15 protein-coding genes are annotated in these 15,212 nt (G+C 69.1%); 2 read left to right on the top strand and 13 right to left on the bottom strand.

The genetic code is table 11. From position 1 onward, the window contains the following. Positions 1 to 5: 5 nt before the first annotated feature. The 6 genes from mftF to mftA form a co-directional block, all read right to left on the bottom strand. Positions 6 to 1,418, bottom strand: coding sequence for a mycofactocin biosynthesis glycosyltransferase MftF (gene mftF / locus AC5Y7V_RS06025; protein WP_499879138.1), 1,413 nt, complete (start codon positions 1,416 to 1,418; stop codon positions 6 to 8). Continuing rightward, entirely contained in the window at positions 1,415 to 2,146 is a 732-nt protein-coding gene (mftE, locus tag AC5Y7V_RS06020) for a mycofactocin biosynthesis peptidyl-dipeptidase MftE (protein WP_499879137.1), read from the bottom strand. The genes mftF and mftE overlap by 4 nt, the downstream gene beginning before the upstream one ends. A 205-nt stretch (positions 2,147 to 2,351) precedes the next feature. Further along, positions 2,352 to 3,533, bottom strand: a complete 1,182-nt coding sequence (mftD, locus tag AC5Y7V_RS06015; protein ID WP_499879136.1) for a pre-mycofactocin synthase MftD — start codon at positions 3,531 to 3,533, stop codon at positions 2,352 to 2,354. 2 nt (positions 3,534 to 3,535) lie between these two features. After that, a complete protein-coding gene (gene mftC / locus AC5Y7V_RS06010) occupies positions 3,536 to 4,711 on the bottom strand; it encodes a mycofactocin radical SAM maturase (protein ID WP_499879135.1) in 1,176 nt (391 codons plus the stop codon). After that, positions 4,708 to 4,980 carry a mycofactocin biosynthesis chaperone MftB gene (mftB, locus tag AC5Y7V_RS06005; RefSeq protein WP_499879134.1) on the bottom strand — a complete coding sequence of 91 codons (273 nt, stop codon included), beginning with the start codon at positions 4,978 to 4,980 and terminating at the stop codon, positions 4,708 to 4,710. The genes mftC and mftB overlap by 4 nt, the downstream gene beginning before the upstream one ends. A 5-nt stretch (positions 4,981 to 4,985) precedes the next feature. Continuing rightward, the gene (gene mftA / locus AC5Y7V_RS06000; protein ID WP_499879133.1) at positions 4,986 to 5,075 is read right to left on the bottom strand and encodes a mycofactocin precursor MftA; all 90 of its coding nucleotides are present in this window, start codon (positions 5,073 to 5,075) and stop codon (positions 4,986 to 4,988) included. 92 nt (positions 5,076 to 5,167) lie between these two features. Between mftA and mftR the strand changes: the two genes are divergently transcribed. Then, on the top strand, positions 5,168 to 5,761 hold the full coding sequence (mftR, locus tag AC5Y7V_RS05995) for a mycofactocin system transcriptional regulator MftR (RefSeq protein ID WP_499879132.1): 594 nt from the start codon (positions 5,168 to 5,170) through the stop codon (positions 5,759 to 5,761). Next, positions 5,758 to 6,810 carry a DUF2332 domain-containing protein gene (locus tag AC5Y7V_RS05990; protein WP_499879131.1) on the top strand — a complete coding sequence of 351 codons (1,053 nt, stop codon included), beginning with the start codon at positions 5,758 to 5,760 and terminating at the stop codon, positions 6,808 to 6,810. The genes mftR and AC5Y7V_RS05990 overlap by 4 nt, the downstream gene beginning before the upstream one ends. 11 nt (positions 6,811 to 6,821) lie before the next feature. On the opposite strand, the gene AC5Y7V_RS05985 is transcribed toward AC5Y7V_RS05990, so the two are convergent. The 7 genes from AC5Y7V_RS05985 to fusA form a co-directional block, all read right to left on the bottom strand. After that, a complete protein-coding gene (locus tag AC5Y7V_RS05985) occupies positions 6,822 to 7,805 on the bottom strand; it encodes a D-2-hydroxyacid dehydrogenase family protein (RefSeq protein ID WP_499879130.1) in 984 nt (327 codons plus the stop codon). A gap of 7 nt (positions 7,806 to 7,812) precedes the next feature. Further along, positions 7,813 to 8,985 carry an NAD(P)/FAD-dependent oxidoreductase gene (locus AC5Y7V_RS05980; protein ID WP_499879129.1) on the bottom strand — a complete coding sequence of 391 codons (1,173 nt, stop codon included), beginning with the start codon at positions 8,983 to 8,985 and terminating at the stop codon, positions 7,813 to 7,815. Positions 8,986 to 9,010: 25 nt separating this feature from the next. Further along, a complete protein-coding gene (locus AC5Y7V_RS05975) occupies positions 9,011 to 9,838 on the bottom strand; it encodes a mycofactocin-coupled SDR family oxidoreductase (protein ID WP_499879128.1) in 828 nt (275 codons plus the stop codon). A gap of 49 nt (positions 9,839 to 9,887) precedes the next feature. After that, positions 9,888 to 10,718, bottom strand: a complete 831-nt coding sequence (locus AC5Y7V_RS05970) for an SHOCT domain-containing protein (protein ID WP_499879127.1) — start codon at positions 10,716 to 10,718, stop codon at positions 9,888 to 9,890. Positions 10,719 to 10,797: 79 nt separating this feature from the next. Beyond that, entirely contained in the window at positions 10,798 to 11,595 is a 798-nt protein-coding gene (locus tag AC5Y7V_RS05965) for a PE family protein (protein WP_499879126.1), read from the bottom strand. Between the two features lie 181 nt (positions 11,596 to 11,776). Further along, positions 11,777 to 12,967 carry an elongation factor Tu gene (tuf, locus tag AC5Y7V_RS05960; RefSeq protein WP_499879125.1) on the bottom strand — a complete coding sequence of 397 codons (1,191 nt, stop codon included), beginning with the start codon at positions 12,965 to 12,967 and terminating at the stop codon, positions 11,777 to 11,779. Positions 12,968 to 13,081: 114 nt separating this feature from the next. Further along, positions 13,082 to 15,187, bottom strand: a complete 2,106-nt coding sequence (gene fusA / locus AC5Y7V_RS05955) for an elongation factor G (RefSeq protein WP_499879124.1) — start codon at positions 15,185 to 15,187, stop codon at positions 13,082 to 13,084. Positions 15,188 to 15,212 lie beyond the last annotated feature (25 nt).

The raw sequence follows: 15,212 nt of genomic DNA, 5'->3' as shown, positions 1-15,212 counted from the left end.
TGCGGTCAGGTGCGAATCTGCGGCTTGAGCGCGCGCACGTTGCGTTCGCGCGCCACGCCCCACCACAGCCCGAGGCCGTAGGCCAGGTCGTCGACCCGCTTGAGCAACACGTAGGTCAGCAGCCCGATGGGTTCGGCGTCGTCGCCGGTGGCGTCCCGGCGGCGCAGCCAGTCCACCACGCCGTCCATGACGGCGGCCACCAGGACGACCCGTCTGCAGTGGCGCGACAGGATGGCCGCGACCAATGCCAGCGGCCAGTAGTGCCGGCACAGGGCCGACGCCAGCTGCAGCGCCGCCGACCACAGTCCGCGGGTCGCGATCGTGAGGACGTCCACCAGCGAGGTGTCGGCGCCGCGCATCGCCTTGGCGATCCGCCGTCCCGTCAGCAGCGCGACGACGATCGAGGCGAGCTGGCTGAGGCTCGTCCCCAACGCGACGAGGATCCAGGCCATCAGCGCCCAGCCGGAGATCACCACCGGGGCCGTCTTGTCTGGGTGGCGAACGGACAGCGGGGCCGCCGAACCGCCGTAAAAGGCCTTGCGCGCGAGCCAATCCCGTACATCGGTGCGGTGATCGTGGGCCACCTGCGCGATCGGCTCGTAACGCAGCCGGGCGCCCGCTTCGATGAGCCGCCAGCACAGGTCGACGTCCTCGCCGGACTGCATCGTCTCGTCGAAGCCGCCGACGCCGCGGATGGCCGAGCGGCGGCAGATGATCGCCGCGCTGGGCACGTAGGACACCGTGCTGTGGGGCAGCACCGGGGCCTCGCGCTCCCCCAGGTCCAGGGACGAGTGCACCGCCTCGTAGCGCGCCACCACGTTCTCGCTGTGCGACAGACCGACGATGCGCGGCGCGACCAGGGCGACGGTCGGATCGCAGAAGTGACCGAGCAGGGCCTCCAGCCACCCGCGGCGCGGCGTGACGTCGGAGTCCAGAAACGCCACGAAGTCAGTGGTGCAGGCGGCCAGCCCGGTGTTGCGCGCCGCCGCCGGACCCTTGCTGTGGGCGTGGCGCAGCACCTCGACGTCGCAGTGCGCGCCGATGAAGTCCTCCGGCCCGATCGGGGGGAACGACCCGTCGTCGACCACGATGACGCGCAACCCGCGCAGCGAACTGACCAGGCGTCGCACCCCGGAGACGTTGTCCCGCACCGGGATAACTACCGTCACATCGCGGTGCGACGGGCCGCCCGCCGGGCGCGGGTGCGCCACGGTGGCGTCCAGCAGGGTGCGGGCCAGCTGGGCGCTGACGTCGTCGCGAACCTTCAGCCGGCCGTCGGAGAGCATGCTCTGGGCGGCGGGCGCCAACTTCAGCAGGCGCGTCGGTGAGCCGCCCAGCAGGGCGGAGCCGTCGCCGAGCACCCGCACGCGGCGATCGACCTGGACGGCGAACCCGTCCGGCAACCGGGTAGCCGTCATGTGATCATCCCGTCGGGCCCGGGTGACCACCGGGCGACTCGACGGACACAGTCGTCGACCATCTCGGCGAAGATGCGCTTGCCCTCGGCGGCCGTCGCGGTCGTCGGGTCCCCCAACACCCCGACCCGGCTGACCGCCGCGACGCCCCCCCGGCGCATCGCGGGGAGCAGGTCTCCCAACGGCGCCCGGTTGCCGGTGAGCCACCGGTCGGTCAGCACGTCGGCCGGCGAGATATGGAGCAACACCGACGTTTCGGTATGGCCGGCGTGGGCGTCGCCGCCGGGGGCGACGCAGGGGCACCAGGCGGCGTCCCGGCCCTCGGCGCGCAGCGCGCTCACCGCGCAGCGCAGCGCGCCGACGTTGCCGCCGTGGCCGTTGACGAAGAGGATCCGCGGGGCCCAGCACGCCGCTGACCTGCCGTACTCCACCAGCAGCGCCGTCAGGGCTTCGGTGCCGATCGAGATCGTTCCGGCGAAGTCTTGGTGCTCGCCGCTGGCGCCGTAGGCGATGGCCGGCGCCACCAACCAGTCCTGTTCCAGGCGGGCCCGGGCGCCGCGGGCGACCGCCGTCGCAATCCGGGTATCGGTGTCCAGCGGGAGGTGCGGACCGTGTTGTTCGGTCGACCCCAGCGGGACCATTAATGAGGGTGAGGTGCCAAATAGCTGGCTCGACGCCATCGTTGCTAATTCGCCGAGTACGGGCACTGGCTGATGGTAGGACGAATTCACCTGGCGTGCACCAATTGTTGACCCTACAAAATAATTTTTTTCTGGGCCGTTCACCAAGCGGCCGAATTTGATGGCTCGTCCGTCACGGTTGCCTCGCGAGCACCACAATTTTCGCCGCCGTCGATTCACGCTAGAGGGCCATTTCGCGTCGTTGGTGAAAACGGCTCATGCTCAATCTTGGGAAAAAGGCCCGACGTGCCCAGGTTTAGGCCGGCGGCACCCCGAGCGCCCGGGCGAAGCCGGCCGGCACCAAGAGGTCGTCCGGGCTGAGGTCGTGCACCGAGGAACGCCCCAGACCCATCAGCGCCGAGTCGATCCCCCCGCGCAAGATGTCGAGGACGTTCTCCACGCCGGCCTGGCCGCCGGCCGCGAGGCCCCACAGGTACGCCCGGCCGATCATCACCGCGCGCGCCCCAAGCGCCACCGCCTTTACGACGTCGCTGCCGCGGCGGATGCCGCCGTCGAGCAACACCTCGACCTGGTCCCCCACCGCGGCGGCCACGGCGGGCAGGGCGCGGATCGACGCCGGCGTGCCGTCCAGGTTGTTGCCGCCGTGGTTCGACACCGAGATCGCCGAAACACCCGCGTCCACAGCCCTTTTGGCATCGTCGACGCGCATTACGCCCTTGAGCATGAACGGTCCGCCCCACAGCTCACGCAGCCAGGCGATGTCGTCCCAGGTCGGCGGCGGGGTGCCCATCCACTCCCCGTACGCGGCGAAGAACGGCGGACCGGCCTCGCCGCGGCGCGCCTGGTTGGGCACCCGCAGGTCCGGCGGGCGCAGCGTCTTGCCGTACTTCCACAGCCAACGGGGCTTGAAGACCGCCTCCGGAGACTGCCGCAGGATGGTCCGCAGGTTCATCTCTTCGGGGATCTTCGGACTGCCCCAGTCGCGCCCGTGCGAGAACGACCAGTCGGTGGTGACGATCAAACCGACCGCGCCAGCCTGGCGCGCCCGTTCCACGCGCTCGGCGATGGCGTCGCGCCCGCCGAGCCAGTACACCTGGAAGAAGAGTTTGGGGTTCGCGACGATGACCTCTTCGATCGGCTTGCTGGCGAACGAGGACAGCCCCATCGCCGTTCCGCGCGCCGCCGCCGCCCGCGCGACGGCCACCTCGCCGTCCGGATCGACGGCCTGGACGCCGGTCGGCGAAATGACTACCGGCAACGAAATATCCTGTCCCATAACGGTAGTCGATTGGTCGCGCTTTTCCGGCGCGCCGACCACGTGGGGGGCGAATCCGAGTTCGCTAAACGCTTCGACGTTGCCCGCGACGGTGATTCCCTTTTCGCTGCCCGCAAGCAGCGCCGAATAAACGGATTTCGGCAGCCGCCGTTTCGCGCGCTGCTGGGCGATGGCGACCGTTTCGAACCATTGGTGTGCCACGGCTATACGGGACTTTCGTTGCACAGCCGCGCCGGCGGTCGCATGGACAGGGTGAGCGGCACCGGCTCGCTGATCGGTCGGCCCCGGGAGTGGTCGGCACGGGGCCGCGGCGTGTCGCGATCGCGCGTCAGCGCCTGCTCGCTGTGGCCTTGGACGCATTCGGGGTCGGGCCCGTCCATCGGCAGGCCGGTGAAGAACTTGGCCGCCATGCAGCCGCCCCGGCAGCTGTCGTAGTGCCCGCAGCTGCCGCAGGCCCCCGCCGACTGCGGTTCGCGGAGTTCGCGAAACAGCGGTGCGTTCTTCCAGACGTTGTCAAATCCCCCGTCGGACAGGATGTTTCCGGCCAGGAACCGGTCGTGGATGGCGAACGGGCAGGCGTAGACATCGCCAACGGGGTCGATCAGGCACACCACCCGGCCGGCGCCGCACATGTTCAGACCGGCCAGGGCGCCGGAGGAGCCGAGCGGCGCGAGGTGGAAGAAGGAGTCACCGGTGAGCACCCGCTCCCCCTTGGCGACCAGCCAGTCGTAGAGCTGGACCTGCTGGGCGGCGGTGGGGTGCAGCTCTTCCCACACGTCGGCGCCCCGACCCGAGGGCCGCAGCCGGGTGATCCGCAGCGTGGCGCCGTAACGGCTTGCCAGCGCGGCGAATTCGTCGAGCTGGTCGACGTTGTGCCGGGTGACGACGACCGAGATCTTCGCGTCCCGAAATCCCGCCTCGGCCAGGTTCTCCAGCGCCCGCACCGCCATCGCGAACGAGCCGGCGCCGCGGACGGCGTCGTTGACCTCCGCGGTGGCGCCGTCGAGCGAGATCTGGACGTCGACGTAGTCACTGGCCGCCAGGCGCGCCGCGACCTGCGGGGTGATCCGGACGCCGTTGGTCGAGAACTTCACGCCGACGTGGTGCGCGGTCGCGTAGTCGACCAGCTCCCAGAAGTCGGGCCGCACGGTGGGTTCGCCGCCGCCGATGTTGACGTAGAACACCTGCATGCGTTCCAGCTCGTCGATGATGTCCATGCACTGGCGGGTGGACAGCTCGCGCGGGTCGCGCTTGCCCGACGACGAGAGGCAGTGCACGCACGCCAGGTTGCACGCGTAGGTCAGCTCCCACGTCAGGCAGATCGGGGCGTCCAGCCCGCGCTCGAACTGCTCGATCAGCCGCGGAACCGTGACGGTCATTGAGCCTCCTGAAGTACCAACATCTTTGAATCCGCCAGCACACCCAGCGCGTGCAGGTACGGCTCCTGCCCCGGGTCGTCGACGCCCGCGGCGCGGCAGGCCGACCGGACATCGGGGTGGTCGGCCAGCGACCGCACCACGGTGAGGATGGTGCGGTTCTTCAGGAAGGACAGCTTGCGGGTGCCGAAGTGATAGAGCAGGGCGCCGAACGGCTCCGGCCGCACCGCCACCTGCGGATGCAGCCGCCAGCCGCGATCGGGGTCGAACACGCGGATCAGTAGACCCCGCACATCCCGTCAATGGACACCTCTTCCACGAGGGTCTCGGTGACGAGCTCGGTCTGGGTCTCGTTTTCGTGCTCCATGAAACTTTTCCTCCCGCTTGGGACTCGACAACGATGGATCGTTCTGGACACAATATGGCATCGAGTGCCGCAATGGAAGGGCGGGTCTGAAGATGCCGCAGCCGCGAGTGGGCCGGCGCCGTTCGACGACGCCGGGGCACATCACCGACGTGGCCCTCGACCTGTTCGCCTCCCGGGGGTTCGCCGACGTGAGCGTCGACGACGTCGCGCACGCGGCCGGCATCGCCCGGCGCACGCTGTTTCGCTATTACGCGTCCAAGAACGCGATCCTGTGGGGCGACTTCGACGCCCACCTGGCGCACCTGCGCGACCTGCTCGACAACGTCGATCCGCGGGTGCCCCTCGACGAGGCGCTGCGCGGGGCCCTGTTGGCGTTCAACACCTTCGACGAGTGCGAGACAGTCCGGCACCGCCAGCGCATGCGGGTCATCCTGGAAACCGCTGAGCTGCAGGCCTATTCGATGACCATGTACGCCGGCTGGCGCGAGGTGATGGCGGGCTTCGTGGCCCACCGGCTGGGGGTCAAGACGACCGACCCGCTGCCGCAGACCGTCGCCTGGACGATGCTCGGGGTGGCGTTGAGCGCCTACGAGCACTGGCTCTCGGACGAATCCGTCCCGCTGCCGGCCGCTCTCGGCGACGCATTCGACGTCGTCGGGGCCGGGCTGGAAAGGCTGGACCGATGAGCGGGGGCACCGAGCACCTGCTGCACATGCTGCGCTCGCAGGGCGGGTTCTGCGCGGTCTCCGGCTCCCCGATGTACGGGGAGCTCTTCGAGCTGGTGGCCGCCGACGTCGAAGCCGGCGGCGTCTTCGCGACCATCCTGTCCGGCCACGAGGACGCACCCTCGCGCCACGCGGTGCCGCTCCGGCTGCTGGGCGGGCTGCACCGGTTGGTGCTCGACGGCCGGGCGCCGCAGTTGCGCCGCTGGTATCCCAGCACGGGCGGCGCCTGGGACGCGGCCAACGCGTGGCCCGAAATCCTGCGCACCGCGGGGGAAAACGCCGACCCGCTGCGCGCCGCGCTTGCGCAGCCGCCGCAGACCAACGAGGTGGGGCGATCCGCCGCGCTGATCGGTGGGCTGCTGCGGCTCAACCGCGGATTAGATTTGCCGATAAGGCTTTTCGAGATCGGGTCGAGCGCGGGGCTGAACATGCGCGCCGACCACTACCACTACCGCCACCAGGCCGGCCGGTGGGGACAGCCCGACTCACCGGTCACCATCGACGACGCGTGGCGCGGCACCCTGCCGCCCGACGGCTCCCTGCGCATCGTCGAGCGAAACGGCTACGACATCGCGCCCGTCGACGTCACCGGCGCCGAGGGCGAAGTGACCGCGTTGAGCTACGTCTGGCCCGACCAGGACGAGCGGTTGCGCCGGCTGCGCGGCGCCATCGCCGTCGCCCGGAACGTCCCGGCGCCCCTCGAGCGCCGGACGGCGGCCGAGGCGGTGGCCGGCCTGACCCTTGCCGCCGGAGCGCTGACCGTGCTGTGGCATTCGATCACCTGGCAGTACCTGTCCGGCGAGGAGCGCGCCGCGGTCCGCGACGGGATCGAGGCGCTCGGCGGGCAGGCCGACACCCGGTCCCCGTTCGCGCACCTGACGCTGGAGCCCGCGCGGGACGGCCCCGGCGCGCCGATCCGATTCTTGGTGCGGGCCCGCCGCTGGCCGGGTGGCGAGCTCGCGGTCCTCGCCGAGTGCCATCCGCACGGCCCGCCGGTGAATTGGCAGTAGGTTTCGCCGAACTAGTTCTGGGCCTCGGGGTTGGCGATCCGGACCGGCGCCCCGTCCAGCCAGGCGACGACGGCCTCGACGGTGTCTTCGTAGAAGGCGCCGAGCATTTCGCGGGTGACGTAGCCGAGGTGGGGAGACAGCGTCACGTTCGCCAGCGCCCGCAGCGGATGGTCGGGCGGCGGCGGTTCGGTGTCGTAGACGTCGAGCCCGGCACCCGCGATCCGCCCCATGGCCAGCGCGTCGATCAGCGCGGCCTCGTCCACGATCGGCCCGCGCGAGGTGTTGATCAGGTAGGCCTGCGGCTTCATCAGGGCCAGCTCGGGTTGACCGACCAGCCCGCGGGTGCGCTCGGAGAGCACCAGGTGGATCGAGACCACGTCGGATTCGGTGAACAGGACGGCCTTGTCGACCCGGCGGGCGCCGGCCGCCGCGGCGGCCTCGTCGGTGAGGTTCTGGCTCCACGCAATAACCCGCATGCCAAAGGCTTTCGCGTATTCGGCCATCCGCTTGCCGGTCCGGCCCAGGCCCAGCAGCCCGAGCGTCTTGCCGGACAACGTCATACCGGTGCTCGCCTGCCATCCCCCGTCGCGCATCCGCCGGTGCTCCTCGGCCAGATTGCGCACCGTCGCGATCAAGAGGCCCCAGGCCAGTTCCGGGGTCGCGTCGCGAACCGAGGAGAATCGCGGGTTGGCGAAGTCCGAGTGGGCGACCAGCACGCCGCGCTCGGTGGCCGCGGCCATGTCCAGGTTCGGCAGGCTCCGGCCGACGATGGTGATCAGCTTGAGGTTGGGCAGCCGCTCGATGAGCGTGCGCGGCAACGCCATCCGCTCGCGCAGCGTGCAGATCACCTCGAAGGGCCGCAACGCCTCGACCGCCTCCGCCTCGGACAGGTGTCGGTCGAAAACCGTTATCTCACAATGGGTTCGCACCGGAGACCAGTCGGCGAGGTCGAGCGCCACGCCGGCGTAGTCGTCGAGTATCGCGAGCCGGGGCATGCGGGCGTCAGCCCAGCACCTCGGCGATGGGTGCGGCGGCGGCGATCTTGGCGCGGACCTTCATGACCTTGCCGGGCATCCCGCCGCCGACCACGCCGACCAGCACCCCGTCGCGCTCGTAGTAGGCCAGGAACTTGCGGCCGTCGTCCTCGACGAGGTGGACGGTGTCGGTGGCCTCGGGCTCGCCCAGGCACTGGATCTTGACGTCGTACTGGTCGCTCCAGAAATACGGCACCACCACGGCCGACGGCACGTCCTGCCCGAGCATCGCGGGCACCACCACGCGGGCCTGGTCGGCGACGTTGCTCCAATGTTCCACGCGCGCTTGGTGTCCCGTCGTGTCGCGCCAGGAGGCGACGTCGCCGAGCGCCCACACGTTCGGCGCGCTGGTGCGCCCGGCCTCGTCGCAGATGACGCCGTTGTCGACATCGACGCCGCTGCCCTGAAGCCACTCGGTCGCAGGTCGCGATCCGATGCCGACCACGACCAGGTCGGCGGCGAGCTCCGTCCCGTCGGTCAGCACCACGGTGTCGACGTGGCCCTCGCCCCGCACCTCCGCCACCCCGAGCCCGAGGCGCACGTCGACGCCCTCGTCGCGATGCAGCCGCGCAACCAGCTGTCCGATCCGCTCGCCGAGTATCGCCGCCAGCGGCGTCGGCTGCGGTTCGACCAGCACCACGTCCACGCCCAGGCTGCGCAGGCTGGCCGCGACCTCGCAGCCGATGAAACCGGCGCCGACGACGACGGCGCGCTGCGCGGCGGACGCGTGCTCGCGCAACGCCATGCTCTCGTCGAACGAGCGCAGCACCCGAATGCCGTCCAGGTCGCCGAACGCCGGAATGCGCCGGGGCACCAGCCCGGTGGCGATGACGAGCTCGTCGTAGCCGAGCGCGGTTCCGTCGGACAGCGTCACCGTCTGCTTGGCCGTGTCGAGCGCGGTGGCCGCGGCACCCAGCCGCAGCGTGATGTCCTTCTCGTCGTACCACTCGCGCGGTTTGAGGGCCACGTCGTCGACCTCTTTGCGCAGCACCTCCTTGGACAGCGGCGGGCGGTCGTAGGGCAGGTGCACCTCGTCGCTGACGATCGTGATGCGGCCGGCGTATTCGGACCGGCGCAGTTGCTCAGCGGTCCGGGCGGCGGCCAATCCGCCGCCGACGATCACGACACCCTTTTCAGTCACGTGGAGTTCATACCACGGTGGCCGGTCAGTACTTCAACGCGCCCTTGTCGACGGGGACCTGCGTGCCCGACAGTGTGCCCGAGCCGTCACCGGCCAACCAGACGACGACGTCGGACACCTCGTCCGGCGTCATGAATCCCTTGTACTGCATCGGCATTGGCGGGAAGCTGTGCACGTAGCGCGGGTGCTTGGCAAAGATTTCCATCATCGCCTCGGGCTCAATCATCGGGGTTTCGACCGAGTAGGGGTGGATGGAGTTGACCCGGATGCCGTATTCGCCGAGTTCGATCGCCAGAGTGTTGGTCAGGCCGGTGAGCCCGAATTTGCTGGCGGCGTAATGGCCGTTGCCGGGCGTGGCCTTCAGGCCCGCGGACGAGCTGACGACGACGATGGAACCGCCATTGCCGGCCTCGATCATCGCGGGAATCGCGGCGCGCAGGGTGCGCCAGGTGCCGGTCAGGTTGATCCCGATCACGGTGTCCCACTGCTCGTCGGTGAGTTCCCAGACCCGGCCCCAGCCGAGCACCCCGGCGTTGGCGACCAGGATGTCGAGCCGCCCGAATTGTTCGACGCCGTCGGCCACCAGTTGACGCAGCGCGGCGTCGTCCCGGATGTCGACCTCGCGGGCCAGCACCTTGCGGCCCTCGGCTTCGACCAGGCGGACGGTCTCGCTGAGATCCTCGGGCGACGCCGGGGTGTAGGTCAGGGTGTCCGAAGCGCGCGCGCAGATGTCGAGCGCGATGATGTCCGCGCCCTCCCGGGCGAGCCGCACCGCGTGCGACCGTCCCTGCGCCCGGGCGGCGCCGGTAACGAACGCCACCCGTCCTTGCAGTGATCCAACCTGTGCAGCCACGAGGACAGGCTAGCAGCGGAACTGAAACGTGTTCTAATGCGGGCCGGATTCAGATTTCGGAGATGATCTGGGCCCGCCGGCTGTTGTACTCCTGGTCGGTCAGCGCGCCGCTGGCCCGCAGCGTCTCCAGCTCTTGGAGCCGCTGCGCGATCGACGGCTGCTGGGGCGTGGCGGCGGGTGCGGGACCGCCCGCCGCGGCGGGCTGGGGGGCCGGGGCCTGTTGTTCGGCCGCCCGGCGGACCACGGCCGAGATCTGCTGACGCAGGACCGGATTGGACCGCAGGTCGCCCGCCTGGTTGAGCGGCACGTTGTTGGCCTTCAGGATCTGCAGGATCTCCATCAGCGGGCCGGCCTGCCCGCTCAGGTCGTAGGTCCGGTTGTCCTCGCTCAGGGTGAACTGCGCGGGCACCAGCCCGTTGACCAGGGCGCTGCGCTCCCAGTCGATGCGGTATTCCTGGGTGGTCGGGTTGACCAGGACCACCACCTTGCGGGCGTTGAGATTGCCGAGCCGGGTGAGGTGGGCGATGACGCGGTCCTCGCTGTCGAACGGCAGGAAGCCCGGCCCGGAGATGTGCAGGTGCACCTTGACCACCTGCTGGTTGTTGATCCATGTCCCCGTCTCGGTGAGCCCGGTGATCTGGGCGAGCGCCAGCACGCCGCTCTGCTCGAGCTCGGCGTTCTTGGCGGACGACTTCGCCCCGAAGTTGGCCAGCGCGATCGCGATCACCACGTCGGCGACGGTGATCAGCAGGCCGACGTAGAGCATCCACGCGAGCAGGTCACCGAAACCCATGGTGAAGTAGACGATCAAAAAGATCGGCCCGACCAGGCCGCCGCACAGCAAAACGATCAACTGTGCCTTCAGGTAGCGCGCCAACACGTGTCTCTCCTCGTCTCGCTGGGAAGTCCGTGTCAGATTAACGCTGTCGCCAGCGCCACGCTCGCAAAGCGAGCGCCCGTCACTCCTCGGCGGGCTCGGACGTCCCGGCCGGTGCGGGAGAGTAGGCCGGCGTGCCGGGTCGTACCGCGGCGGCGGGGGCGGCGGATGCAGTCGTGGGCAGGCCCGCCAGCGGGGTGATCGGCGGAGCGGCCGCGGCCGCCTCCCCGATACCGAGGTCTTCGGCGCCGGCGATCTCCGCGGCGGCGCCGGACTCGGCCAGCGCGCCGCTCCCACCGGCCGCGGGGACGCCGCCGAAGTTCTGACCCGCGACCAGGCTGGCCGTGAGGCCGGCCCCGCCGGGACTGAACGATCCCCCGGTGCCGACGGCCGCCGCGCCGGGGTCGGCGCCGACGCTGCTGATCAGCTGGCCGGCCGCGCCGCTACCGCCCGCGCCGAACGCTCCGGGCGCGACGCCGGCGGCGGCGGTCGGGGCCCCCGCCGCGCCGGTGCCCGCCTGGACGGCCATCGCCGCGGCCTGGGCGGGGGCGCTCACCACGCTCATCGCGCCTTGCTCCACGGTCTGCAGCGGCGACGCGTTCGTGGCCTCGGCGAGCGCATACTGCACCCCGCCGCTGCTCATGAGGTTGACAAACTCCTGGTGGAACAGTGCCGCCTGGGCGCTGAGCGCCTGATAGACCTGCGAATGGGCGTCGAAGAGCGCGGCTATGCCCGCCGAGACCTCGTCGGCGCCCGCGGCCAGGACGCTGGAGGTGGGGCCCAACGCGGCCGCGTTGGCCGAGCTGATGGTCGACCCGATGTTCGCCAGGTCGGATGCCGCTCCAGCCAGGTATTCGGGCGTCGCGAAAACGAACGACATCCCAACCTCCCGGTCACGTCACCGACGAAAGCAATAATCGCCCGGTCATTAGACACGGACGCAATAAGCTGAATCTATATTAACCCGCGCGGCCCGCCTCCAGTTTGGGCCAATTCGGGGACCGAAAAGCACGAGGCCCGGGCTGCCGTTATCGGCGGCCCGGGCCTCGTGTGACAGCGAATTACTTGATGATCTTCACGACCCGGCCGGCGCCGACGGTGCGGCCACCCTCGCGGATCGCGAACCGCAGGCCCTCGTCCATGGCGACGGGCTGGATCAGCTTGACCGTGATGTTGGTGTTGTCACCGGGCATCACCATCTCGGTGCCCTCCGGCAGCGTCACCACACCGGTCACGTCCGTCGTACGGAAGTAGAACTGCGGGCGGTAGTTGTTGAAGAACGGCGTGTGGCGGCCGCCCTCGTCCTTGGACAGGATGTAGACCTGGCCCTCGAACTCGGTGTGCGGCGTGGTGGTGCCGGGCTTGGTCACGACCTGGCCGCGCTCGACGTCCTCGCGCTTGATACCACGCAGCAGCAGACCGACGTTGTCACCGGCCTGACCCTGGTCGAGCAGCTTGCGGAACATCTCCACACCGGTGACGGTGGTCTTGGTGGTGGTCGGGCGGATGCCGACGATCTCGACTTCCTCGTTCACGTTGACCACGCCGCGCTCCACACGACCGGTGACAACCGTGCCACGGCCGGTGATGGTGAAGACGTCCTCGACGGGCATCAGGAACGGCTTGTCGGTCTCGCGGACCGGGTCCGGGATCGACTCGTCGACCGCGTTCATCAGCTCCTCGACGGACTCGACCCACTTCGCGTCGCCCTCGAGCGCCTTCAGCGCGGATACCCGCACCACCGGGGCGTCCTCGTCGAACTCCTGGGCGGCCAGCAACTCGCGGACCTCCAGCTCGACGAGCTCGAGCAGCTCCTCGTCGTCGACGGCATCGGCCTTGTTCAGCGCGACCAGGATGTAGGGCACGCCGACCTGGCGGGCCAGCAGCACGTGCTCGCGGGTCTGCGGCATCGGGCCGTCGGTCGCGGCGACCACCAGGATCGCGCCGTCCATCTGGGCGGCGCCGGTGATCATGTTCTTGATGTAGTCGGCGTGACCCGGGGCGTCGACGTGCGCGTAGTGGCGCTTCTCGGTCTGGTACTCGACGTGCGCGATGTTGATCGTGATACCGCGCTGACGCTCCTCGGGGGCGTTGTCGATCTGGTCGAACGCCTTCGACTCGTTCAGGTCCGGATACTTGTCGTGCAGGACCTTGGTGATAGCCGCGGTCAGGGTGGTCTTGCCGTGGTCAACGTGACCAATGGTCCCGATGTTGACGTGGGGCTTGGTCCGCTGGAACTTCGCCTTCGCCACTGTTATGTCCTCCGACTTGTTGGTGCTTTGTTAAGCAGTGTTGATTTTCTGGGTTTCGGCCGCGGTGTTAACCGGGCCAGCTTACTCGCAAGCGCTAAAGCTGATTGCTCGGCCTCACTGGCCCGTCGCCTTCGCGATGATCTCCTTCGACACGTTCGCCGGAACCTCGGCGTACGAGTCGAACACCATGGAGTAGTTCGCCCGGCCTTGAGTCTTGGACCGCAGGTCGCCGACGTAGCCGAACATCTCCGACAGCGGCACGTGCGCCTTCACGACGCGCGCCCCCGCCCGCTCCTCCATGGCCTGGATCTGGCCACGGCGGGAGTTCAGGTCGCCGATCACGTCGCCCATGTAGTCCTCGGGCGTGGTGACCTCGACGGCCATGATCGGTTCCAGAATCACCGGCTGCGCTTGCGCCGCAGCCTTTTTCAGCACCTGCGAGCCGGCGATCTTGAACGCCATCTCCGACGAGTCGACCTCGTGGAAGGCGCCGTCGAGCAGGGTGACCTTGAGGTTCACCAGCGGGTAGCCGGCCAGCACGCCGTACTGCATGGCGTCCTGCGCGCCGGCGTCCACCGACGGGATGTACTCGCGCGGGATGCGCCCACCGGTGACCTTGTTCTCGAACTCGTAGGTCGCGCCGTCCTCGCCGTGGAACGGTTCGATGCTGATCAGCACCTTCGCGAACTGGCCCGAGCCGCCGGTCTGCTTCTTGTGGGTGTACTCGACCTTCTCCACCACGCGGCGGATGGTCTCCTTGTACGCCACCTGCGGCTTGCCGACGTTGGCCTCGACCTTGAACTCGCGGCGCATGCGGTCCACGAGGATGTCCAGGTGCAGCTCGCCCATGCCGCCGATCACGGTCTGGCCGGTCTCGACGTCCTGGTGCACCTTGAAGGTCGGGTCCTCCTCGGCGAGCTTCTGGATCGACAGGGAGAGCTTCTCCTGGTCGCTCTTGGTCTTCGGCTCGATGGCCACCTCGATCACCGGGTCGGGGAAGCTCATCGACTCCAGCACGATCTGGTGGTTCGGGTCGCTCAGGGTGTCACCGGTGGTGGTGTCCTTCAGCCCGATCACCGCGTAGATGTGACCGGCCGAGGCCGTCTCCACCGGGTTCTCCTTGTTGGAGTGCATCTGGAACAGCTTGCCCAGCCGCTCCTTCTTGCCCTTGGTGGCGTTGATGACCTGGCTGCCGGAATCGACCTTGCCCGAGTACACCCGGACGTAGGTGAGTTTGCCGAAGAACGGGTGCGTCGCGACCTTGAACGCCAGCGCCGAGAACGGTTCGTCGGTCGACGGGTTGCGCACGACCTCCTCGTCCTCGTTGCCCGGCGCATGCCCGACGGCCGGCGGCACGTCCAGCGGCGAGGGCAGGTAGTCGATCACCGCGTCGAGCATGGGCTGCACGCCCTTGTTCTTGAACGCGCTGCCGCACAGCACCAGGTAGGCCTCGGAGCTGATGGTGAGCTTGCGCAGCGCGCCCTTGATCTCCGCGACCGACAACTCCTCGCCGCCGAGGTACTTCTCCAGCAGGGCCTCGTCGGTCTCGGCGACGGCCTCGAGCAGCTTGGTGCGGTACTCGTCGGCCTTCTCCGCCAGCTCGGCCGGGATGTCGATGGTGTCGTAGGTCTCGCCGAGCTTGGTCTCGCCGCGCCACACCTTGGCCTTCATCTCGACCAGGTCGACGACGCCCTCGAAGTCACCCTCCGAGCCGACGGGCAGTTGGATCGGGATGACGTTGGCGCCGAGGCGCTCCTCCATGGTGCGCACGGAGAAGTAGAAGTCGGCGCCGATCTTGTCCATCTTGTTGACGAAGCAGATGCGGGGGACGTCGTACTTGTCGGCCTGCCGCCAGACCTGTTCGGACTGCGGCTCGACGCCCTCCTTGCCGTCGAAGACGGCCACGGCGCCGTCGAGCACGCGCAGGCTGCGCTCCACCTCGACGGTGAAGTCGACGTGGCCCGGTGTGTCGATGATGTTGATCTGGTTGCCGTTCCAGAAGCAGGTGGTGGCGGCGGAGGTGATGGTGATCCCGCGCTCCTGCTCCTGCTCCATCCAGTCCATGGTGGCGGCGCCGTCGTGGACCTCACCGATCTTGTAGCTGATACCGGTGTAGTAGAGGATGCGCTCGGTCGTCGTCGTCTTGCCGGCGTCGATGTGCGCCATGATGCCGATGTTGCGGACCTTGGTGAGGTCGGTCAGCACGTCCTTCTGTGCCACAGAAGTCTTCCCACTCTTTCGATTG

Source organism: Mycobacterium sp. NGS34, assembly GCF_059812845.1.
This window is presented reverse-complemented; position numbering and strand designations above follow the sequence as displayed.

What these genes read in the sequence shown, in the direction of transcription:
- mftF (WP_499879138.1), bottom strand. Translation starts at nt 1,418, where the DNA reads ATGACGGCTACCCGGTTGCCGGACGGGTTCGCCGTCCAGGTCGATCGC.
- mftC (WP_499879135.1), bottom strand. Translation starts at nt 4,711, where the DNA reads ATGACCGTCACGGTTCCGCGGCTGATCGAGCAGTTCGAGCGCGGGCTG.
- mftA (WP_499879133.1), bottom strand. Translation starts at nt 5,075, where the DNA reads ATGGAGCACGAAAACGAGACCCAGACCGAGCTCGTCACCGAGACCCTC.
- mftR (WP_499879132.1), top strand. Translation starts at nt 5,168, where the DNA reads ATGCCGCAGCCGCGAGTGGGCCGGCGCCGTTCGACGACGCCGGGGCAC.
- AC5Y7V_RS05990 (WP_499879131.1), top strand. Translation starts at nt 5,758, where the DNA reads ATGAGCGGGGGCACCGAGCACCTGCTGCACATGCTGCGCTCGCAGGGC.
- AC5Y7V_RS05985 (WP_499879130.1), bottom strand. Translation starts at nt 7,805, where the DNA reads ATGCCCCGGCTCGCGATACTCGACGACTACGCCGGCGTGGCGCTCGAC.
- AC5Y7V_RS05965 (WP_499879126.1), bottom strand. Translation starts at nt 11,595, where the DNA reads ATGTCGTTCGTTTTCGCGACGCCCGAATACCTGGCTGGAGCGGCATCC.